At 72.3% G+C, this 20,884-nt stretch carries 16 protein-coding genes; 10 read left to right on the top strand and 6 right to left on the bottom strand.

All coding sequences use genetic code 11. The features are described 5' to 3' along the window. Positions 1 to 8 precede the first annotated feature (8 nt). The gene (treZ, locus tag ACIQAC_RS15790; RefSeq protein WP_402191168.1) at positions 9 to 1,754 is read right to left on the bottom strand and encodes a malto-oligosyltrehalose trehalohydrolase; all 1,746 of its coding nucleotides are present in this window, start codon (positions 1,752 to 1,754) and stop codon (positions 9 to 11) included. A 173-nt stretch (positions 1,755 to 1,927) separates the two neighbouring features. Between treZ and ACIQAC_RS15785 the strand changes: the two genes are divergently transcribed. The 3 genes from ACIQAC_RS15785 (at position 1,928) to ACIQAC_RS15775 (ending at position 4,400) form a co-directional block, all read left to right on the top strand. Beyond that, complete coding sequence (locus tag ACIQAC_RS15785; RefSeq protein ID WP_402191166.1) at positions 1,928 to 2,479, top strand: FHA domain-containing protein; 552 nt, start codon at positions 1,928 to 1,930, stop codon at positions 2,477 to 2,479. Positions 2,480 to 2,583: 104 nt separating this feature from the next. Beyond that, positions 2,584 to 3,975, top strand: a complete 1,392-nt coding sequence (locus ACIQAC_RS15780; protein ID WP_402191164.1) for a M14 family zinc carboxypeptidase — start codon at positions 2,584 to 2,586, stop codon at positions 3,973 to 3,975. After that, a complete protein-coding gene (locus tag ACIQAC_RS15775; protein ID WP_402191161.1) occupies positions 3,972 to 4,400 on the top strand; it encodes an SSI family serine proteinase inhibitor in 429 nt (142 codons plus the stop codon). Before ACIQAC_RS15780 ends, ACIQAC_RS15775 begins: the two co-directional genes overlap by 4 nt. A gap of 67 nt (positions 4,401 to 4,467) precedes the next feature. Here ACIQAC_RS15775 and ACIQAC_RS15770 read toward each other — a convergent pair whose 3' ends face one another. From ACIQAC_RS15770 to glgX, 3 genes are all read right to left on the bottom strand, one after another. Next, positions 4,468 to 5,718 carry a M14 family zinc carboxypeptidase gene (locus ACIQAC_RS15770; RefSeq protein WP_402191755.1) on the bottom strand — a complete coding sequence of 417 codons (1,251 nt, stop codon included), beginning with the start codon at positions 5,716 to 5,718 and terminating at the stop codon, positions 4,468 to 4,470. A 244-nt stretch (positions 5,719 to 5,962) separates the two neighbouring features. Continuing rightward, positions 5,963 to 8,320, bottom strand: a complete 2,358-nt coding sequence (gene treY / locus ACIQAC_RS15765; RefSeq protein WP_402191160.1) for a malto-oligosyltrehalose synthase — start codon at positions 8,318 to 8,320, stop codon at positions 5,963 to 5,965. 404 nt (positions 8,321 to 8,724) lie between these two features. Then, entirely contained in the window at positions 8,725 to 10,833 is a 2,109-nt protein-coding gene (glgX, locus tag ACIQAC_RS15760; RefSeq protein ID WP_402191157.1) for a glycogen debranching protein GlgX, read from the bottom strand. A gap of 200 nt (positions 10,834 to 11,033) precedes the next feature. Between glgX and ACIQAC_RS15755 the strand changes: the two genes are divergently transcribed. From ACIQAC_RS15755 to ACIQAC_RS15740, 4 genes are all read left to right on the top strand, one after another. Next, a complete protein-coding gene (locus tag ACIQAC_RS15755; RefSeq protein WP_402191155.1) occupies positions 11,034 to 11,867 on the top strand; it encodes a Tat pathway signal sequence domain protein in 834 nt (277 codons plus the stop codon). A gap of 106 nt (positions 11,868 to 11,973) precedes the next feature. After that, positions 11,974 to 13,293: a copper amine oxidase gene (locus ACIQAC_RS15750; RefSeq protein ID WP_402191153.1), complete on the top strand. Its 1,320-nt coding sequence runs from the start codon at positions 11,974 to 11,976 to the stop codon at positions 13,291 to 13,293. Positions 13,294 to 13,395: 102 nt separating this feature from the next. After that, positions 13,396 to 14,634, top strand: coding sequence for an SAV2148 family HEPN domain-containing protein (locus ACIQAC_RS15745; protein ID WP_402191753.1), 1,239 nt, complete (start codon positions 13,396 to 13,398; stop codon positions 14,632 to 14,634). Positions 14,635 to 14,761: 127 nt separating this feature from the next. Further along, positions 14,762 to 15,490 carry a 3'-5' exonuclease gene (locus tag ACIQAC_RS15740; protein WP_402191150.1) on the top strand — a complete coding sequence of 243 codons (729 nt, stop codon included), beginning with the start codon at positions 14,762 to 14,764 and terminating at the stop codon, positions 15,488 to 15,490. 177 nt (positions 15,491 to 15,667) lie between these two features. Here the strand turns inward: ACIQAC_RS15740 and ACIQAC_RS15735 are convergent, their stop codons facing one another. Then, the gene (locus tag ACIQAC_RS15735) at positions 15,668 to 16,531 is read right to left on the bottom strand and encodes a phosphotransferase enzyme family protein (protein ID WP_402191148.1); all 864 of its coding nucleotides are present in this window, start codon (positions 16,529 to 16,531) and stop codon (positions 15,668 to 15,670) included. A gap of 203 nt (positions 16,532 to 16,734) precedes the next feature. Here ACIQAC_RS15735 and ACIQAC_RS15730 point away from each other — a divergent pair, with 203 nt between their 5' ends. The 3 genes from ACIQAC_RS15730 to ACIQAC_RS15720 are packed head-to-tail and all read left to right on the top strand — an operon-like array spanning position 16,735 to position 19,825. After that, positions 16,735 to 17,667 carry a carbohydrate ABC transporter permease gene (locus ACIQAC_RS15730; RefSeq protein ID WP_402191145.1) on the top strand — a complete coding sequence of 311 codons (933 nt, stop codon included), beginning with the start codon at positions 16,735 to 16,737 and terminating at the stop codon, positions 17,665 to 17,667. After that, positions 17,664 to 18,497 (top strand): carbohydrate ABC transporter permease, encoded by an 834-nt coding sequence (locus ACIQAC_RS15725; RefSeq protein WP_402191143.1) that lies wholly within the window; start codon positions 17,664 to 17,666, stop codon positions 18,495 to 18,497. Before ACIQAC_RS15730 ends, ACIQAC_RS15725 begins: the two co-directional genes overlap by 4 nt. Continuing rightward, complete coding sequence (locus ACIQAC_RS15720; RefSeq protein ID WP_402191141.1) at positions 18,497 to 19,825, top strand: ABC transporter substrate-binding protein; 1,329 nt, start codon at positions 18,497 to 18,499, stop codon at positions 19,823 to 19,825. The genes ACIQAC_RS15725 and ACIQAC_RS15720 overlap by 1 nt, the downstream gene beginning before the upstream one ends. A 10-nt stretch (positions 19,826 to 19,835) precedes the next feature. On the opposite strand, the gene gap is transcribed toward ACIQAC_RS15720, so the two are convergent. Then, complete coding sequence (gene gap, locus ACIQAC_RS15715; RefSeq protein WP_402191140.1) at positions 19,836 to 20,834, bottom strand: type I glyceraldehyde-3-phosphate dehydrogenase; 999 nt, start codon at positions 20,832 to 20,834, stop codon at positions 19,836 to 19,838. Positions 20,835 to 20,884 lie beyond the last annotated feature (50 nt).

The following is a 20,884-nucleotide window of genomic DNA, read 5'->3' as shown; positions in this document are numbered from 1 at the left end:
GGCGTGTCTCACGGCTGAGACAGCACCACACAGCACTCGCCGGGCAGCCGCAGCACCCCGTCCGCGCCCGGCGGGTCGACCGGCTCCCACGCGGCGAGGATCTCCGCGCGGCGGGTGCCGAGAGGGATCTCCACGGGGTCCTTGGCGTGGTTCACGGCCACACAGATGTCGCCGCGGCGGAAGGCCAGCCAGCGCGCCGCCTCGTCGTGACCCACCTTGATGTCCGACAGATCGGGGTCGGTGAGGTCGGGCCGGCTGTGCCGCAGGGCGATCAGACGGCGGTACCAGTCCAGCACGCGCGCGTGCGGCTCGCTGTCCGGCTCCGACCAGTCGAGGCACGAGCGGTCCCGGGTCGCCGGGTCCTGCGGGTCGGGAACGTCCTCCTCGGCCCACCCGTGCGCGGCGAACTCGCGCCGCCTGCCCCGCCGTACGGAGTCGGCGAGCTGCGGATCGGTGTGGTCCGTGAAGAACTGCCACGGTGTGCCCGCCGCCCACTCCTCGCCCATGAACAGCATCGGCGTGAACGGCCCGGTCAGCGTCACGGTCGCCGCGCAGGCCAGCAGGCCGGGGGAGAGGATGGCCGACAGCCGGTCGCCCTGGGCGCGGTTGCCGATCTGGTCGTGCGTCTGGCTGTAGCCGAGCAGCCGGTGGGCGGAGACCCGGGCCCGGTCCAGCGGACGGCCGTGGTGGCGGCCGCGGAAGCTGGAGTACGTGCCGTCGTGGAAGAAGCCGCCGGTGAGGGTCTTGGCGAGCGCCGCGAGCGGGGCGCGCGCGAAGTCGCCGTAGTAGCCCTGCGACTCGCCGGTCAGGGCGGCGTGCAGCGCGTGGTGGAAGTCGTCGCTCCACTGCGCGTGCAGCCCCAGACCGCCCTGCGCGCGAGAGGTGATCACCCGCGGGTCGTTCAGGTCCGACTCGGCGACGAGGAACAGCGGCCGCTCCACCTCGGCGGCGAGCGCGTCCACCGACTCCGACAGTTCCTCCAGGAACGGGTACGCGCGGTCGTCCGCCAGTGTGTGCACGGCGTCCAGGCGCAGCCCGTCGAGCCGGTAGTCGCGCAGCCAGGCGAGCGCGCTGCCCAGCAGATACGCGCGCACCTCGTCCGAGCCGGGCGCGTCCAGGTTCACCGCCGAGCCCCACGGCGTGTGGTGCGTGTCCGTGAAGTAGGGCCCGAACACGGGCAGGTAGTTCCCGGACGGGCCCAGGTGGTTGTGCACCACGTCCAGGACCACGCCGAGACCCAGCTCGTGCGCCCGGTCGACAAAACGCTTCAGGGCCGGCGGGCCGCCGTACGGCTCGTGCACCGCCCACAGCGACACACCCTCGTAGCCCCAGCCGTGCCGCCCCGGGAAGGGGCACAGCGGCATCAACTCGACGTGGGTCACGCCCAGTTCCGCGAGATGCCCGAGCCGCTCCGCGGCGGCGTCCAAGGTCCCCTCGGGCGTGTAGGTGCCCACGTGCAGCTCGTACAGCACCGCCCCCTGGAGCGGGCGCCCGGACCACGGCGCGCGCCACTCGTGGAGCCCCTGGTCGACGACCGCGCTCAGCCCGTCGGGGCCGTCCGGCTGCCGCCGCGAACGCGGATCGGGCCGCACCGGCCCGTCGTCCACCGAGAAGCCGTACCGCGACCCGTCGGCCGCCCCGGCTTCCCCGCTCCACCACCCCGCTCGTTCCGGATCGCGTTCCAACGCGCGCGCAGTGCCGTCGCACTCCAGCGTCACACGTTCGGCCTGTGGTGCCCACACCTCGAACTGCACGGACGGTTCCCCTTCGTCTGCCCACCGGGACGCAGCGCGTCCATCGTGCTGCACCCGCGATCAATCCGCTTTTGAATACCCCCATTTACGGCCGGTGTCGCCGGGTACGCGCGTGTGGCGGCCGTTTCCCCGATTTCTGGACACCCGGGGTTCACTGACCGACAATCACGAACGTGACGTCGTCATTCGAGTTCCCCACGTACCCCGCTCGGCTGTCCGACGCGGAGCGCGACAAGGCGCTGAAGGTGTTGCGTGACGGCGCCGCCATGGGCCGCCTCTCGCACGACACGTTCGTCCGCCGGATGGAACTGGCGCTCGCCGCCCGCCGCTCCGACGAACTCGCCCTCCTCACCGCCGACCTGCCCACCGAGAGCCGGTTCTCCCGCGCGGTGTTCGGCACCGTCGAGGCCCTCTCCGGCTTCACCGTACGGCTGCGCAGGGCCTGGCAGGCCGAGCGGCTGCCCAAGCTCCAGCTGCCGCACCCGGCCGCGGGACGTGCGCTGCGCATCGGCCGCGACCCCGCCAGCGGGCTGCGCCTGAACCACGCGTCCGTCTCGCGCGTGCACGCCGAACTCACCCGGCAGGGCGGCATGTGGGTGCTGCGCGACCTCGGCTCGACCAACGGCACCACCGTCAACGGACGCCGGGTGATCGGCGCGGTCGTGGTGTGCGAGGGGGACCAGGTCTCCTTCGGCACCATGGAGTTCCGCCTGGCGGCGGGCTGATCGGGGCACCAGCCCCTTGCCCGCGCGGCGGAGAACCCTTTGCCTCCGGCAGTGTTGACGTCCCCCCGAAGTCGTGACTGACTGTGCGTACGCCTGCACAGCAGGTGAAGCGACGGCGCCGTTCGTGGAGGTGTGTCCTGCCGCCCCTCGTCCGCTATCCGACCGTCGACGAGCTGGGCGCCCGTGCCGCCGCGCTCGTCACCCGCAGCCCGAGGGACGCCCGACTGCGCCGCGCCGGCACCTCCCGCGCGGGCAACCCGCTGTGGCTGCTCTCCGTGGGACACGGCTCCCGGCACGCCCTCGTCGTCGCGGGACCGCACGCCAACGAGCCGGTCGGCGGCGCCACCGCGCTGCGGCTCGCCGAGCGGGTGCTCGCCGACCCGGCGCTGCACGACGACGCCGACGTCACCTGGGACCTGCTGCTCTGCCTCGATCCGGACGGTCTGCGCCGCAACGAACGCTGGCTCGCGGGTCCGTACACACTCGGCCACTACTTTCGGAACTTCTTCCGCCCCGGCTTCCACGAACAGCCCGAGTGGCTGCCCGACGGCGCGGCCGGAGCCGCCCTCCCGGAGACCCGGGCGCTGCTTGGTCTCCAGGACGAAGTGAAACCTTTCTTCCAGTGTTCGCTGCACGGCGTCGACGTCGGCGGCGGCTTCGTCGAACTCACCCGTGACCTCCCCGGACTCGCCCCGCGCCTCGCCCTCGCCGCCACCCGCTTCGGCATCCCGCGCGAACTGGGCCCGTACGACACGCTCTACTGGCCGCGCCTCGCACCCTCCGTCTACCGGATCCCGCCGCCCCGCCCCCGCGGCCTCGCCGCCGCGATCACCGAGGCCGCCGTCGAGAACACCTGGTACCACCCGCACCGGCACGGCACCCTCACGGCCGTCGTGGAGGCCCCCATGTGGGGCGTGGCGGCCGTGCAGGACGGCTCCGCCCCCACCGACGCGGACACCGAGCTACGGGCCGTCAGCCGCACCCTGCGCGACGACACCCGGCTCCTGGAGGAACTCCTGGCGCGCTGCCGGCCGTACGTCGCCGCCGCGCCCGACGCCGCCCCGCTGCTCGCGCCCGTCGACGACTACCTCCTCGTCTGCCCCGGCCTCGCCGACGCCTGGGACCCCGACACCCGGGACGACATGCGCCGCACGCGCGCGCTGCCGGCCCTCACCAACGCCCACCTCACCGCCCTGCGCCTGGCCGCACGCCGGCTGGCGCTTCGCACCGCAGGGCTGCTCCACCAGCTCGTCGGCCGGGCCGGACACGACCCCGCGCACGTCCTGCCCGAGCTCGAACGGCTCGTCGAGATGTGGGTCGCCGAGTTCCACGACGGCTGCGGCGCCCGCTGGATCCCCGTGGAACGCCAGGTCGCCTACCAGTCGCAGGTCGTCCTCGACGCGTTCGCGCTCGCCCTGCCCGGAGCCGCGGGGCCCTCCCGTTCGGGTGAGTCGGGGTGGGGTTCCGCCACCGCCGTGCCGATGCAACGGGAATGACCCACACCACGTACTCGAGTACGGCGAGGGCGGTGCGCGGCGGTCTGCTGGCGGCCGCCCTCCTCGCCGCCGCCACCGTCCCGGCACAGGCGACCGCCCAGCCGTCCCTCCCGGGCAACTGGTTCTACCTGACCGTCACGAGCGGCGACGCCCAGTCCAGCGACACACGCGGCACGCTCCTCATGTGCAACCCGCCCCAGGGCCACGACCGGGCCGCCGAGGCCTGCGACCAGCTCGGCGCCGTGGACGGCGACATCGGCAGCATCCCGATGGACCCCGCCGTCCTGTGCCCGATGATCTACGCGCCGGTGACCGCCCACGCGAGCGGCCAGTGGAACGGACGGTCCGTCGAGTACCGGCAGACCTTCGCCAACGAGTGCTCGATGAGCGGCAACACGGGGGCGGTGTTCGCGCTGGAGGGCTGAGCGGGACGCGGCCCCGCACGCGCGCGTGTCCGCCGGACGGGTCCGGGTCCTGCGCGCGTGTGTGCCGTCAGGTCTCCCGCTCGCGCGCGTGCAGGGCCGCCGCCAGTACCGTGCGGCTCTGGTGCTCGACCTGGTGCTCCAGCGGCACCCAGCGGGCCCGGAACCGCTCGGCGAACGAGCCGCTCCAGGCGGCCACGAGCCGTTCCAGACGCGGGGCCGCGCGGTCGTTGTTCTCCTGCAACACCCGGAGCAGCATCGCGGCGGCCCGCAGCGGCAGCCGGCGCGCGAAGGCGTCCACACTGCCGACGTAGGCCATCGTGGAGTCGGCCGGCGGCGTGTGGATCCAGTCCGCGGCCAGCCCCGGCACCAGTTCGAGACCCCACTTCGCGGCCCGCAGCAGCGGACCGTCGACCCCCTCCAGGCGCGGCAGCGCCTCCGCCAGCACCCGCTCCACCTCCAGTGCGTCCCGCAGCAGCCGGTGCGCGAGCCGGCGCAGCGCCGCGGCCGGCGCCGGGTGCGGCGCGGGGTCGTCGACCAGGTCGCTCGCCCACATCGGCACCTCGACCACCGCGGTCAGACCGCCGTAGCGGTGCGCGTGGTACCAGGTGCTGTTGCGCGCGTCGTCCGGCATGCTCGGGTACGCCGCGTCCGAGCCCGGCTCCGGCATCACATGCACACCGGGCCCCGAGGCCGGCCACCCCGCGGCGTCCGAGGCGCCCGTCTCCACCGGGATGCGCAGCTCCGCCGCCGACTTGGCGAACGGCTCGGCGAGCCCCGGGATGTCCCGCGTCAACTGCACCCAGCTGCCGCCCAGATCGGTGCCGTGGAGCGTCACCTGGAGGTAGGGGCGCAGCTCGTCGATGACGCCGGTGAGGGCGCGGGTCTCGGGCGGCAGCCGGTCCGGCGGCAGCACGGACGGGGACCACTCGGGCTGTTCGGGACCGGCGGGGCGGAAGAAACCGCGGTGGTAGTCCAGCAGGCTGCGCGGCGCCGGCGTGATGTGCAGGCTCGCGCCGTCGGGGTCGGCGCACAGCAGGAAGTGCCAGGACATGCCGTCCCGCAACTCCCGCTCGTACAAGACACGTTGCGCGAGGACCCGGAGGGTGGAGCCGCCGGTCGGCTCGTTGGCGTGCGCGCCCGCGACGACCAGTACCGCGCGGCGCGCGCGGCCCACGGACAGCAGATGGAGAGGGCGTCCCGCGCGGGAGAGGCCAACCTGCCGCAGTGTGCACAGACCGGGGTTGTCGGCGGTCAGCGCGCGTGCGGACGACACCAGTTCGGTGACGGTGGGGTAGCGCAGCTCCGGCAGGAGACTCACCCCCGTCATGTCCGCCCGGCCTTGCTCCCGCAGTACCCCACGGTCCGTGGCAACTGTCAAGGACGCGACGGGGGAGGCTCCAGGGGGCGCCCGGATGCATTTGACCCACCGCTTTTCGTGGGCGTGTGCGGTGCGCCTGGGACGGGGGAGGCGGGGCGGGGTGCGTCGGGGCGGGGGCGGCCACTGGGGGGTGGGGGGGCGCCCCCTGGTTCCTGCGGGGGCGGTCACTGTGGGCGCCCCCAGGTCACTCCTTCCCGTCCACCCGCTCCAGGAGCGCGACCGGCAGGCGGTCGAGAAGTGCCGCCACGCGCGCGTGCCCCGTGAACTCCCGTTCCGGATCCAGTACGTCCCGCCAGCGGCCCGGCGGCAGCGCCAGCGTGGTCTCCGCCCAGCCGCCCGACTCCGCGAGCCGCAGCGACAGCCGGGTCACGGCGGTGACGACCTCGCCGGAGCGCGCGAAGGCCAGACAGTGCGCGGCGGCCGGCCCCTCGGCGGTGAGCGGCTCGTAGGTCGCCGTGTCGCCGAACACCTCGGGCCGCCGGGCCCGCAGCCGCAGCGCCGCCGCGGTCAGCGCGCCCTTGTCGCCCGGCTCCTCGGGCGGCAGCGGCACGGACCGCCGGTTGTCCGGGTCCACCAGCGCCCGGTACTCGCTCTCGGTGCCCTGGTACAGGTCGGGCACCCCCGGCATCGTCAGATGGACGAGGGCGGTGGCGAGCACGTTGGCCCGGATGTGCGGCTCCAGGGCGCCGCGCAGCGCGGCCACGTGCTCCCCGGGCGGCCCGCACGGGCCCGCCGCCACGAACGCCGCCACGGCCTCCTCGTACGGCGGCTCCTGCTCCGTCCAGCTCGTGTACAGCCCGGCCTCGCGGACATGCTTCAGCAGCGCCTCCCGGACCCGCTCCGGCGCGGCCGGGCCCAGCCCGAACACGGTCTGCCAGGCCGCCCACGCCAGCTGCGCGTCCGGCACGCTCTCGCCCGTGCGCGTCACCTCCGTCAGGACGTCCGCCCAGCGCCGCGGGCTCTCGGTGAGCACGGCGAGCGCCGCCCGTACGTCCGCGCTGCGTTTGGTGTCGTGCGTGGACACGACCGTGCCGGTGGCCGGCCAGTCGCGCTGCACGCGCGCGCAGTACGCGTGGAAGTCCTCGGGGGACACCGTCGGGGCGCCCGGGTTCCCGCCCACCTCCGTCGCCGACAGCAGCGGCACATAGCGGTAGAACGCCGTGTCCTCCACCGACTTGGCGCGCAGCGCCGACGCCGTCTGCGCGAACCGCGCCCGCAGCTCGTCGTGGCCGGGCCCGTCGCCGTGCCGCCCGAGCAGCAGCTCCCGTACGACGTCGACCGCGCCGGCCTCCTCGGGCACGACGTAGGCGAGCCTGGCCTCGGCCGCCGCCTCCTCGGTGACGACGGCGGACGCGTCGGTGGACGTGTAGGGCCGGTAGACCTCCATCCGGACCAGCAGCTCGCGCAGGGCCGTGCCCAGCGCCCACGGGGCCCGGTCGCGCAGCGCCGGGTCCGGCGACTCGGCGCACACCCGGCTCGCCGCGCGGGTCAGCCGGTCCATCTCCGTCGCCAGCTCGTGCCCGAGCACCCGGTACGCGGCCCGCCGTACCGTCGCCTCCCAGTCACCGCCGCGGTCCGTCTGCGGGGCCGCGAACCGCCGGTACTGGCCGAGGAGTTCGCCCGCGCCCGCCGGGTCGGCGAGCACCCCGTCGACGTGCCGCAGCGCGTCGTAGCCGGTGGTGCCCGCGACCGGCCACGCGGCCGGCAGCGGCTCACCGTCGGCGAGGATCTTCTCCACGACCGTCCAGCGTCCGCCGGTCGCCTCGTGCAGCCGCCGCAGATAGCCGTCGGGGTCGGCGAGTCCGTCGGGGTGGTCGATGCGCAGCCCGTCGATCACACCGTCGTGCAGCAGCGCCAGGGTCTTCGCGTGCGTGGCCTCGAACACCTCCGGGTCCTCGACCCGGACGCCGATCAGCTCGGAGATGCTGAAGAAACGGCGGTAGTTGAGCTCGGTGCGGGCGAGCCGCCACCACACCGGGCGGTACCACTGGGCGTCCAGGAGCCGCGGCAGCGGCAGCTCCTCGGTGCCCTCGCGCAGCGGGAACGCGTGGTCGTAGTAGCGCAGGACGTCCCCGTCCACCTCCAGGTGCTCGATCTCCCCGCCGAGCGGACCGCCCAGCACCGGCATCAGCACCTGCCCGCCCTGCGCCTCCCAGTCGATGTCGAACCAGCGCGCGTACGGCGACTTGGGGCCCTCGCGCAGCACCTCCCACAGGGCGTGGTTGTGGCGCGGCGCCATGGCCATGTGGTTGGGCACGAGGTCCACGACCAGGCCGAGACCGTGCTCCCGCGCGGTGCGGGACAGCGCGCGCAGCCCCTCCTCGCCGCCCAGCTCCTCGCGCACACGCGCGTGGTCGACGACGTCGTAGCCGTGGGTCGACCCCGGCACCGACTCCAGCACCGGCGACAGATGCAGATGCGAGACGCCGAGCGAGGCCAGATAGGGCACGGCCGCCGCCGCGGCCCCGAACGGGAACGCGGGCTGCAACTGAAGGCGGTAGGTGGCGGTGGGCACCACGGGGGCGGGACGCACAGGTGTCATGCAAACCTACGTACCCCCGTGGCGGTCTTTCGTGTCATCGGCCCCTCCATGGGTGCACACGCGCGTGGCCGGCGTCGAACGACGGCGATCAAGCAGCGGCACGGAGTACGGCGGACCTGTCGCGAGGTCATCGCGCTGACCGGCCCCTGCTGCCGGTGGTGTCCTTCTGGGGCGGCTGCCTACGGCCGGTTGGCCGAGTCGCAGGGCCCGGTGCCGGCGTTCGCGACGGCGAGCGGGGCCGCCGCGCCGGCCTGCGCCATCGCGCTGACGGCGCGCCCGGCCGCGTATGCCTCATATGTCCCGCGTGTCGGACCGGCCACGACACGCCTGCCCACCCGCGTGGAGGGGCGCTGGGCGACGGGCGCCCCGACCGGCTCGGTCGGGGCGCCCCGGCACACCCCCGGCTAGGTCGGCCGCTGCAACACCGTCAGGCTGCGGTCGACCAGGGTCAGCCGTTCGCCCGCGTTCACCTTCGGGCCCGTGCCCGGCGGCACTCCGTCCGTGCGGGCCGTGTCGACGACGACCTGCCACTGACGCCCGTGGTTCACCGGCACCTCGAACTCCAGCGGCCGCGGCGACGCGTTGAACATCAGCAGGAACGAGTCGTCGGCGATCCGCTCCCCGCGCGGACCCGGTTCCGAGATCGCGTTGCCGTTGAGGAACACGGTCAGCGCCGACGCCTGCGCCGAGTCCCAGTCCCGCTGGGTCATCTCCTTGCCCTCGGGGGTGAACCAGGCGATGTCGGACAGCTCGTCGTGGGTGCCCTCCACGGGCCGCCCGTGGAAGAACCGCCGGCGCCGCAGCACCGGATGGTCCCGGCGCAGCCACACCATCGCGCGCGTGAAGTCCAGCATGCCGCTGCCGTCCTCCGGCCACGCCACCCAGGCCAGCTCGCTGTCCTGGCAGTACGCGTTGTTGTTGCCGTGCTGGGTGCGGGCGAACTCGTCACCGTGGCTGATCATCGGCACACCCTGCGAGAGCATCAGCGTGGCGACGAAGTTCCGCATCTGGCGGGCCCGCAGCTCGACGATCGAGGAGTCCTCGGTGTCGCCCTCGGCACCGCAGTTCCACGACCGGTTGTGGCTCTCCCCGTCCCGGTTGCCCTCGCCGTTGGCGTCGTTGTGCTTGTCGTTGTACGACACCAGGTCGTTGAGGGTGAACCCGTCGTGGCAGGTCACGAAGTTGATCGAGGCCAGCGGGCGGCGCCCGTCGTCCTGGTAGAGATCGGAGGAACCGGTCAGCCGGGACGCGAACTCCGCGAGCGTGCGCGGCTCGCCGCGCCACAGGTCCCGGACCGTGTCGCGGTACATGCCGTTCCACTCGGTCCACAGCGGCGGGAAGTTGCCCACCTGGTAGCCGCCCTCGCCGACGTCCCAGGGCTCGGCGATCAGCTTCACCTGGGAGACCACCGGATCCTGCTGCACCAGGTCGAAGAACGACGACAGCCGGTCCACCTCGTGGAACTGCCGGGCCAGCGTCGCCGCGAGGTCGAAGCGGAAGCCGTCGACGTGCATCTCGGTCACCCAGTACCGCAGCGAGTCCATGATCAGCTGGAGCACGTGCGGGGACCGCATGAGCAGGCTGTTGCCGGTCCCGGTGGTGTCCGTGTAGTAGCGCGGATCGTCGGCGAGCCGGTAGTACGACGGATTGTCCAGGCCCCGGAACGACAGCGTCGGCCCCAGGTGGTTGCCCTCCGCCGTGTGGTTGTAGACGACGTCCAGGATCACCTCGATCCCGGCCTCGTGCAGCGCCTTGACCGCCGACTTGAACTCCAGGACCTGCTGGCCCCGGTCGCCCCAGGACGCGTAGGCGTTGTGCGGGGCGAAGAAGCCGATGGTGTTGTAGCCCCAGTAGTTGTTGAGGCCCATGTCCACCAGACGGTGGTCGTTGACGAACTGATGCACCGGCATCAGCTCCAGGGCGGTCACCCCGAGCTTGGTGAGATGCTCGATGACCGCCGGGTGCGCGAGCGCCGCGTAGGTGCCCCGCAGCTCCTCGGGGAGCCCCGGGTGGGTCATCGTGAGGCCCTTGACGTGGGCCTCGTAGATCACCGTGTGGTGGTACTCGGTACGCGGCAGCCGGTCGTCGCCCCAGTCGAAGTACGGGTTGACCACCACCGACGTCATGGTGTGCGGCGCCGAGTCCAGGTCGTTGCGCTTGTCCGGCGACCCGAAGTGGTAGCCGTAGACCTCCTCGCCCCACCGGACCGATCCGCTGACCGCCTTCGCGTACGGATCCAGCAGCAGCTTCGCCGAATTGCAGCGCAGTCCGCGCTCGGGCGCGTGCGGACCGTGCACCCGGAACCCGTACCGCTGTCCCGGCATGATGCCCGGAAGGTACGCGTGCCGGACGAACGCGTCGCTCTCGCGAAGTTCCACCGCCGTCTCGGAGCCGTCGTCGTGCAGCAGACACAGCTCAACTCGGTCCGCGGCCTCCGTGAAGACCGCGAAGTTGGTACCGGCGCCGTCGTACGTGGCGCCGAGCGGATACGCCTCTCCAGGCCAGACCTGCATGGATACGACTCTTTCAGGTGTGCCACGCCAGCGGGGGTGCCTTGCGTCCGAGTCTCCCTGAAAGTGATGGAACCACCTATGACTTACGTCCCTCTTACCGGGCGACCAGTGCATACCGTGCCCAGCGCGACGCACGGCATGCCGAACCGAGTGGGGCCAATCACGTACTCCCGGGATCACAGGGGGAGTAGGGGGAAGATGTGCGCAAGATAGTGCACCGCCACCTGGGCAAGGTGGTGGCCGGTGCCGGAATCGCGGTCGCGGGTACGGCCGTGATGGTCGCCGTCACCCTGCCGGGCACGGCGGGCGCGGACGACACGGCGAACGGCGGAGCCGGGGGACAGTCCGCCGGGCAGGCCGCGGGACAGGCGGCCGGACAGGGCGGCGGGCAGCAGGGCGCGGTGGCGCCGGGCGTCGTCGAGGAGGCGCCCGCCGAGGGCGAGCGGGGCAAGGGCCGCGACCCGCTCACCGACGACGAGATGGAGCGCGTCGAGAAGCTCGCGCTCAACCAGCAGCTCTTCAGGTCCAGTGAGAGCGTCGACGGCGACCGCGGGCCGCAGCGCCTCGGCATCGACCTCGCCGAGCCGGAGGCCTCCGAGGTCGACGATCCGAACGCGCCACGCCGCGCGGACGTCTCGTTCTACGACTACCGGGACGACACGCTCGTCACCAAGACCGTCAACCTCGACACCGGCAAGGTCGAGCGGACCGGCACCCAGCGCGGCGTCCAGCCGCCGCTGACCCGCGCGGAGACCGTGGAGGCGGCCGAGCTGCTGCTCGCCGACCCGCTCGGCGCCGGCCTCAAGGCGGACTACAAGGACGCCACCGGCAAGGAACTCACCACGACGGACCAGCTGCGGCTGACCAGCATGGTGTTCCGGGCCTCGCCGGGCGCCCAGCCCGCCGCACTCGACAAGTGCGGTGAGCACCGCTGCGCGCGGCTGTTCCCGAAGGTCGTCAACGGCCCGTGGATAGACGCCCGGTCCCTGGTGATCGACCTGAGCACCCGCAAGGTGGCCGCGCTCAAGAACTGACCGCCGGGCCCGACCCCGGCGCCGGAGGCGGCCACGACCGGCCCGCCCGCCCGGCACCCCCGTCCGTTTTTCCAACTCGCTCCTTATGCAAGGGAGTAGTTTTCTCATGCGCGTCAACAGAAGCAGCCGTGCCGGTACGCGGACGGCCGTGGCCGCCCTCGCCATGGCCGGCCTGGCCGGCGGTGTCACGGCCGGTGCCGGACCCGCGACCGCCCAGCCCCGGGCCGCCGCCCCGGCCGCGGAGTGCAGCGCCGCCTACCGCATCGAGCAGAAGCTCGCGAGCGGCACCACCTGGCGGATGTGCTGGCGATACGAGAGCAAGGCCGGCCTGGTCCTGGAGAACATCTCCTACCAGCCCCCCGGCGAGACCAAGCCGATCAAGGTCCTCGCCAGCGCCAAGCTCGGCCAGATCCATGTGCCGTACGACGACGGCAAGAACGAGTACGACGACCTCACCAGCTACTTCTTCGGCTCCGGCCTGATGGAGCTGTCTCCCGGCGAATGCCCCGGCGGCAAGATCAAGACGGTCCGGGTCCCGGAGGCCTGGGACCCCGCGCATCCCGATGTCAAGGGCCTGTGCACCACCACCCGCGCGCGTGGCCACGCCTACCGCATGCAGGGCGACACGGCGGGCAAGGTCTACCAGGCCCAGGGCACCGACCTGCTCGTCTACACCGTCAACCAGGTCGGCTGGTACGAGTACATGACGGAGTGGCGCTTCCAGGACGACGGCACCATCAACATGAACGTCGGCGCCACCGGCAGCCTCGCCCCCGAGGACTACGACGCCGGTGACGGCCGCGGCTGGCCCATCGGCAAGGGCGCCAAGGCCTACGCCACCAGCCACAGCCACAACGTCTTCTGGCGGCTCAACTTCGCCCTCGACGGCACCGCCAAGGACCGCATCGAGCAGTACGACTCGAAGGTCAGCGCCCCCGCGGCCGGCGCCCCCGGCCCGACGAACAAGACCACCCGCACCAAGGTCACCAAGGAACTCGCCGGCGACGCCAAGAACATGCGCTGGTGGCGTGTGGTCAGCAACGCCGGCAAGAACAAGGACGGCCACGCGCGGTCCTACGAGATCGTCCCGGGCGCCACCAGCAAGTACCCGGGCCGCGCCTTCACCAAGCACGACGTGTACTTCACCGAGTACAACAAGTGCGAGCAGTACGCCAGCAACAACCCGCTCAACTGCGGTGCCGGCGCGGGCAAGAGCGTCGACAAGTGGGTCAACGGACAGACCCTGAAGAACCCGGTCGTGTGGATGAACGTCGGCTTCCACCACATCGCGCGCGACGAGGACCAGCAGCCCATGCCGGTCCACTGGCAGGGCTTCTCGCTGGCCCCGCGCGACGTCACGGCTATGAATCCGCTCACGCCGGCCGAGCTGGCCGACCAGAACGGGCATGTGCAAAGCGGTAGTTGAGAAACAGCCTGTCCATCCTGCTGCACCGCCGACCGCTCCCGGAGTACCCTTCCTTGATCGTTGACACGGGGAGAGCTCGGGGGAGCGGAAGGCGGTGCGCGGGTGGGCTCGGGTGGGCTGGAGTTGCCCCCTGGTGACGAGGGTCACGAGGGGAACGCAGCGGACGTCCAACCCGCCACGGTCTCCCTGGCCCGACCGATGGAGACCGGCTCCATAGGACCGGAGCTGGACTGGGACGCGGACGCCTGGCACGAGGTACGCACCCGCGCGCAGCGGGCCGGCCGGGCCTACATCTGGCTGAACCTCGTCGAACAGCGGCTGCGCGCGGTGGTCTCCGCCCTGGTCCGCCCGATCTACGAACCCGTGCACGGCGACGAGTGGGTGGTCGCCGCCGCCGGGCCCGCGGGCCAGGAGTGGGTGCAGCGCGCCGTCGCCGTCCGCGAGGTCAGCCGCCGCAAGGGCTATCTGCTCGACCCGGCCGACGACAACGTCCTCAGCTTCCTGACGCTGCCGCAGCTGCGCGAGCTGATGGTGCAGCACTGGCCCTGCTTCGAGCCCTACTTCGACGACCGCAGGGACGTCGAGCTCGCCCTCGACGAGCTGGAGGTCACCCGCAACGTCGTCTCCCGCAACCGCGCCCTGTCCGAGGCCGTGCTCAACCAGGCCGAACGGGCCTCCGCACGGCTCCTGGAGGTACTCGGCGCGGGCGGCGACGTGCCGTCCGCGCGCCGGCTGCCGGTGGACGCGGTCGAGTCCCTGGTGGGCGACCGGTACGCGGACGTGGTCGCCGTGCACTCCGACCGGGTGCGGCTGATGCGCCAGTTCCCCGCCGAGGACATCTTCGGCGGCGCCCGCCGGGTCGACGCCATCGGTATCGGCCTCAACCTGCTGGTGCAGAACTTCTCCGGACGCCGGATGGTCCGTGTCGCCGAGGCCGGCTGCCGGGTACGGCTGCTGTTCCTGAACCCGGCCTCCAGCGCGGTCAAGCGCCGCGAGCGCGAACTGGGCATCAAGCGCGGCGAGCTGAGCCGCGCGGTGGAGATGAACATCCTCCACATGCGGCGCGTGCGCGCCCGGCTGCGCGACCCCGGCGCCTTCGAGATCCAGGTGTACGACGAGACGCCGCGCTTCACCGCCTACCTCGTCGACGGCGACGGCAGCGACGGCATAGCGGTCGTCCAGTCGTATCTGCGCCGCACCCGGGGGATGGAGGCGCCGGTGCTGGTGCTGCGCAACGGCAGCCGGGTCGTCAAGACGGACGAGGTGGACGAAGGCGGGCTTTTCGCCACGTACCGCGAGGAGTTCGAACTGGCGTGGAGTGATTCACGCCCGGTGTCGTGAAGTGTCCGGTTTCCGGGGAATCGCCGGAGCGTAAGCGGAACGCGCCCGTCTGATTGTCAGTGGCGCATGGGATCGTGGAGATCACTGGGGGAGAGCACCACAGCATCACAGAGAAAGGGGGGCCGCCATGGCCTGGCACCGGGAGCTCCTGATCGGCTTCGACCTGGAGACGACGGGCACGGACCCGCGAGCGGCGCGGATCGTCACGGGGGCCGTGATCGAGGTCAGGGGCGGACAGGTCCTGGGACGCCGGGAGTGGCTGGCCGACCCCGGGGTGGAGATCCCGGCGGAGGCGGTCGCGGTCCACGGGATCAGCAACGAGCGGGCGACCGCGGAGGGGCGTCCCGCCGACCAGGTGGCCGACGCCATCGCCGACGTCCTCGTGACGTACTGGCGGACGGGCGTGCCGGTCGTCGCCTACAACGCGGCGTTCGATCTGACCCTGCTCAGCGCGGAGTTGCTGCGACACGGTCTGCCGTCCCTGCGGGACCGGCTCGGCGGGGTCGCGCCGGCGCCGGTCGTCGACCCCTACACCATCGACCGCTGGGCCGACCGTTACCGGCGGGGCAAGCGGAATCTCGAAGCGGTGTGCGGGGAGTACGGGGTGGTGCTGGACGCTGCGCACGATGCGTCGGCGGATGCGCTGGCCGCGGCGCAGTTGGCTTGCGCCATAGCCGACCGTCATCCCAAGGTGGCCTCGCTGGGGCCGGCCGAGCTCCACCGGCGGCAGGTGGAGTGGTATGCGGAGTGGGCGGCGGACTTCCAGGCGTTTCTACGGAGCAAGGGGGACGGAGCGGCGGTCATCGACACGACGTGGCCCCTGCGGGAGCCCTTGGAAACGGGCGAGCGGCTGTAATCCGGGCGCGGCCCGGCGGGGACTGGCCGCGCAGTTCCCCGCGCCCCCAAAGGCCTTGCACGCGCCGCCGCGCCCCTCAGCCACAGCCGCGGGCATGCGTGCCGCCTGGGGCGGCACGGGTGGGCGCGGGCGGCAACCCGTAAGCGCCGGGCTGCGCAACGCCCCCTCGGCCAACCCCTAGAAGGGGTACCAGCGAACCCCGGTGTCCCCGTCCCGTAGGGATGTCACTCGGCGGTGGAACTCCGTCAATGCCGCTGGGTTGGTGGGTGCGTGTTGTGCCACCCAGGCGCAGCTTGCCGTTTCGCGGGCGCCGCGCAACACCTCCCACCCGTCCCAGTCCCGGACATCCCACCCATAACCCCGTACGAACTCCTCGTAAGCCGCCGCAGGCACCCCGTACCGGTCCAGCGACAACGCCATCACCACCAGATCGTGCTCCCGCAGATCGGACGAGAACGTCTCCAGGTCCACCAACACGGGCCCGTCCGGCCCCACATGGACGTTCCGCGGCAACGCGTCCCCGTGAATCGGACCGGGCTCCAGACGCGGCACCAGCCGCCCCGCCGCCACCGCGAACCCGTCCCGCCGCTCCCGCAGATACGCCGCGTCCGCGGCCGAGATCGCGTCCCCCGCCAATCGCAGCCACCGCTCCACCCCACCCAGCAACTCCCGCGCAGGCAGCGCGAAGGAAGGAGCCGGCAGTGTGTGCACCAGACGCAGCAGCCCGGCCAGATCACCCGGCGTCGCGCCCCGCACGGCATCCGGCAGCCGATGCCACACCGTCACCGGATGCCCCTCGACGAGCAGCGCCTCCGGCGCGGCCGCCCGCACCGCCGGCACCCCCGCCCCGGCCAGCCACAGCGCGACCTCCAGCTCCTGCCGCGCCCGGTCCAGCAGCTCGGCGTCGCGCCCCACCTTCACGACCAGGTCACCGGCGGCGAACACGGCGTTCTCACCGAGGGCGAGCAGCCGCGCCTCCCGGACCGGTCCGGGCAGCACACCCGCCCCGGCCAGTACGTCCCGCGCCCGTGCCTCGTCCATCGTCCGCCTCCATGAGCCGATCCGCGCCCGGGCCCCGCCCGACCGGTGTACACGGTGTCGGGATCCCGCCATTCCCCGCCAGTGTCGCATTCACACAGGTGAGAGGTGTGCGCGGTGCCTTGACGACCGTTGGCGCGTTCACGACCATGACGGGGGCCCGGCCGGGTCCCGACCGGCACGAGCCGCGCGAAGGAGCACATGACGTGACCCTGGCGACCGAGGCCGAGCGCCCGGCGAAGAGAGCGGGTGCCCCGTCGGGGCGCCCGCCCACGGACTACGGCGCCTGGTTCCTGGTGCTGCCCGCCCTCATCCCGATCCTGGTGCTGAGCGTCGGCCCGCTGATCTACGGGATCCTGCTGGCGTTCACCGACTCCCAGTCGGGCCGCACCGAGCCGACCGAGTGGGTCGGCGCCCTCAACTTCACGGACCTGCTGAAGGACACCCTGTTCTGGGACTCGTTCCGGATCGGGCTGATCTGGGCGGTCGGCGTGACCGTGCCGCAGTTCCTGCTGGCACTCGGACTCGCCCTGCTGCTCAACGAGAAGCTGAGACTGCGCTGGCTCGCCCGTGCGCTCGCGATCATCCCGTGGGCGATGCCCGAGGTCGTCGTCGGCATCATGTGGCGGCTGGTCTACAACCCGGACGCGGGCATCCTCAACGAGACCCTGCGCGACCTGGGCCTCGGCGACGGCCGGGACTGGCTCAGCTCGCTCGGCACCGCACTGCCCGCGGTCATCGTCGTCGGCATCTGGGCCGGCATGCCGCAGACGACGGTCGCCCTGCTCGCCGGACTCCAGAACACCCCGCGCGAACTCCACGAGGCCGCCGCCCTCGACGGCGCCGGCGCCTGGCGGCGCTTCCGCACGGTCACCTGGCCCGCCCTCAGACCGGTCGCACTGGCGATCACCGCGCTCAACTTCATCTGGAACTTCAACTCGTTCGCCCTGGTCTACGTCCTGACCAGCGGCGGACCCGGCGGCCGGACCCGGCTGCCGATGCTCTTCGCCTACGAAGAGGCCTTCCGGTACGGCCAGTTCGGCTACGCCGCCGCGATGGGCTGTGTGATGGTCGCGTTGATCTCGATCGCGCTCGCCGTCGTCCTGGTCGGCCGGCTCAGGGGAGGCGAGGAGTCATGAGGACCAGCCCGGCGGCCCGAGCGGGACAGTACGCGGCCCTGCTCTGCTATCTCGTCTTCCTCGCCTTCCCGTTCCTCTGGCTGCTCTCCACCGCCTTCAAACCGCCCCGCGAACTGGGCAGCCTGCACCCCACCTGGATCCCCAGGAACCCCACGCTCGACAACTTCCGCCAGGCCTTCGACGAACAGCCCCTGCTCCAGGCCGCGTTGAACTCCCTGGTCGCCGCCGTCAGCGCCGCGCTGATCGCCGTCGTCATCGCGACACCGATGGCGTTCGTGATGGCCCGCTACCGCACCCGGCTGGCGCGCGCGGCGACCGGCTGGGTCGTGGTCAGCCAGGCGTTCCCGTTCGTGCTGGTGATCATCCCGCTGTTCCTGGTGCTGAAGAACCTGCGGCTCATCAACTCCGTGCCGGGACTGGTGCTGGTGTACGTGGTGTGGTCGCTGCCCTTCGCGCTGTGGATGCTCGTCGGATACGTCCGGGCGGTCCCCGTCGAGCTGGAGGAGGCGGCGGCGGTCGACGGCGCCGGGCGGCTGCGCACCCTGGTGTCGGTGACGGCGCCACTGCTCGCGCCGGGCATCGTGGCGACGGCCCTGTTCGCGTTCATCTCGGCGTGGAACGAGTTCTTCTTCGCGCTCGTCCTGCTCAAGACCCCGGAGAAACAGACGCTGCCCGTGATCCTCACCCACTTCATCGGCGCCGAGGGGGTGGCCGACCTCGGCCCGCTCGCCGCCGCGGCCTTCCTCGCCACCCTGCCCTCGCTGGTCGTGTTCGCGCTCATCCAGCGCCGGATCACGGGCGGCATGCTCGCCGGGGCGGTGAAGAGCTGATGGGCGCAGGGAAGTTCGCAAGCACCTCCGCGAGGACCTTCGTACGGAAGCGTCTCCCGGTCTGTGTGGCGCTTGTGCTCACCCTGCTGCTGGCCGGCTGCACGGGAAGCGACGACGGTGCCTCCGACGGGCGGATCACCCTGCGCTTTCAGTCCCTGGCCTGGCAGGAGGAGTCCGTCCGGGCCAACAAGGAGCTGGTGGCGGAGTGGAACGCCGCGCATCCGCGGGTGCGGGTGGAGTACGTCCAGGGCAGCTGGGACAGCGTCCACGACCAGCTGCTCACCTCGTTCGAGGGCGGTGAGGCGCCGGACATCATCCACGACGCCTCCGACGACCTCGCGGACTTCGCCTACGGCGGCTATCTCGCCGACCTCGGCGAGCTGCTGCCGGAGCGGCTCAAGGCCGACATCCCGCAGCGCAGTTGGGAGACGGCCACCTTCGGGGACGGGATCTACGGTGTGCCGTTCCTCCAGGAGCCCAGGGTGCTGATCGCCAACGCGGACTGGCTGAAGCGGTCCGGGGTGCGGATCCCGACCCCCGAAGAGCCCTGGAGCTGGGCGGAGTTCCGGCGGATCACCAAGGAGCTGTCCGGCGACGGCAAGTACGGCGTGGCCTGGCCCCTCAAGGAACCCGTCTCCGCCACGCTCAACCTCTCGCTGTCGGCGGGCGGGCAGCTCTTCCACCGCGGCGACGACGGCAAGGTCACCGTCCGCTTCGAGGACGGCGACGAGGTGGTGCCCGGCACCATCCACGACCAGGTCAACACCGACCGCAGCGCCTCGCCCACCACCCTCGGCAGCGGCGGCTCGGACACCCTGCCCGGGTTCTTCGGCGGCAGGTACGCGATGGTCCCGCTCGGCTTCTCCTACCGCCAGCAGATCGTCCAGCAGGCCCCGGAGGGCTTCGACTGGCAGGTCCTGCCCGCCCCCGCCGGCGCCGACGGCCTCACCCAGGGCGTCAGCCCGCAGACCCTGTCCATCGCGGAGGACAGCCCGCACCAGCGGGAAGCCGCCGAGTTCATCGACTTCCTGCTCCAGCCGCAGAACATGGTCCGGCTGGCCCTCGGCGACTGGATGCTGCCCACCGGCACCCAGGCCCTCGCCGACCCGGCCCTGCGCACCACCGAGGACGACTGGGCCACGGGCACCGCGCTCGCCGGCCGGCTGCGCTCAGCACCGGCCCAGTCCGTACGCGGCTACCCCGAGTGGAAAGACAAGGTCGCCACGCCGGCGCTCCAGGAGTACTACAGCGGCGCCATCGACACGGACGAGCTGAGAGAACGCCTGGAGAAGGACGGGAACCTGGTGCTGGCGCGCTACCAGAGGTGAGGTCCCGGGGTCAGCGGGCGGCGAGCAGTTCCAGCGTGTCGATCACCCGGTTCGAGAAGCCCCACTCGTTGTCGTACCAGGCGACCACCTTGACGTGGCGGCCGTCGACCCGGGTGAGCGCCGAGTCGAAGATCGAGGAGGCCGGGTTGCCCACGATGTCGGAGGAGACGAGCGCGTCCTCGGAGTACTCCAGGACACCGGCGAGCGGCCCCGCGGCCGCGGTGCGGTACGCCGCCAGCACGTCGTCGCGCGTCACGTCACGGGCGACGGTCGTGTTGAGCTCGACGATCGAACCGACCGGCACCGGCACGCGGATCGAGTCGCCCGACAGCTTGCCCTCCAGGTTCGGCAGCACCAGGCCGATCGCCTTGGCGGCCCCGGTCGTGGTCGGCACGATGTTGACGCCGGCCGCGCGGGCGCGCCGGGCGTCGCGGTGCGGACCGTCCTGGAGGTTCTGCTCCTGCGTGTAGGCGTGCACGGTCGTCATGAAGCCGTGCTCGATGCCGGCGAGGTCGTCGAGGACCTTGGCCAGCGGGGCGAGCGCGTTGGTGGTGCAGGAGGCGTTCGAGACGATCGTGTGTACGGCCGGGTCGTAGGACTCGGTGTTGACCCCGAAGGCGAGGGTGACGTCGGCGCCGTCGGAGGGCGCGCTCACCAGCACCTTCTTCGCGCCCGCGTCGAGGTGGGCGCGGGCCGCCTTGGCCGAGGTGAAGCGGCCGGTGGCCTCCAGCACGATGTCGACGCCGAGTCCGGCCCACGGCAGCTGCGCCGGCTCGCGCTCGGCCAGCACCTTGATCCGCCGGCCGTCCACCACCAGCGTGTCCCCGTCGACGGTCACCGGGCGGCCGAGCCGGCCGGCCGTGCTGTCGAAGGCGAGCAGCCGGGCGAGCGCGGCGGGCTCGGTGAGGTCGTTGACGGCGACGACCTCCAGTTCGCTGTCACGCTCCAGCAGGGCGCGCAGCACATTGCGTCCGATGCGGCCGAATCCGTTGATGGCAATGCGAGTCATGAGTGAGATCCCTTCGCTATGACCCCAGGGTCGCTCGCCGCCCGCGCCGC

This window comes from Streptomyces sp. NPDC088387, assembly GCF_044753385.1.
Lineage (GTDB): Bacteria > Actinomycetota > Actinomycetes > Streptomycetales > Streptomycetaceae > Streptomyces.
This window is presented reverse-complemented; position numbering and strand designations above follow the sequence as displayed.

What these genes read in the sequence shown, in the direction of transcription:
- treY (WP_402191160.1), bottom strand. Translation starts at nt 8,320, where the DNA reads ATGACACCTGTGCGTCCCGCCCCCGTGGTGCCCACCGCCACCTACCGC.
- gap (WP_402191140.1), bottom strand. Translation starts at nt 20,834, where the DNA reads ATGACTCGCATTGCCATCAACGGATTCGGCCGCATCGGACGCAATGTG.
- ACIQAC_RS15775 (WP_402191161.1), top strand. Translation starts at nt 3,972, where the DNA reads ATGACCCACACCACGTACTCGAGTACGGCGAGGGCGGTGCGCGGCGGT.
- glgX (WP_402191157.1), bottom strand. Translation starts at nt 10,833, where the DNA reads ATGCAGGTCTGGCCTGGAGAGGCGTATCCGCTCGGCGCCACGTACGAC.
- ACIQAC_RS15740 (WP_402191150.1), top strand. Translation starts at nt 14,762, where the DNA reads ATGGCCTGGCACCGGGAGCTCCTGATCGGCTTCGACCTGGAGACGACG.
- ACIQAC_RS15720 (WP_402191141.1), top strand. Translation starts at nt 18,497, where the DNA reads ATGGGCGCAGGGAAGTTCGCAAGCACCTCCGCGAGGACCTTCGTACGG.
- ACIQAC_RS15725 (WP_402191143.1), top strand. Translation starts at nt 17,664, where the DNA reads ATGAGGACCAGCCCGGCGGCCCGAGCGGGACAGTACGCGGCCCTGCTC.
- ACIQAC_RS15750 (WP_402191153.1), top strand. Translation starts at nt 11,974, where the DNA reads ATGCGCGTCAACAGAAGCAGCCGTGCCGGTACGCGGACGGCCGTGGCC.
- ACIQAC_RS15735 (WP_402191148.1), bottom strand. Translation starts at nt 16,531, where the DNA reads ATGGACGAGGCACGGGCGCGGGACGTACTGGCCGGGGCGGGTGTGCTG.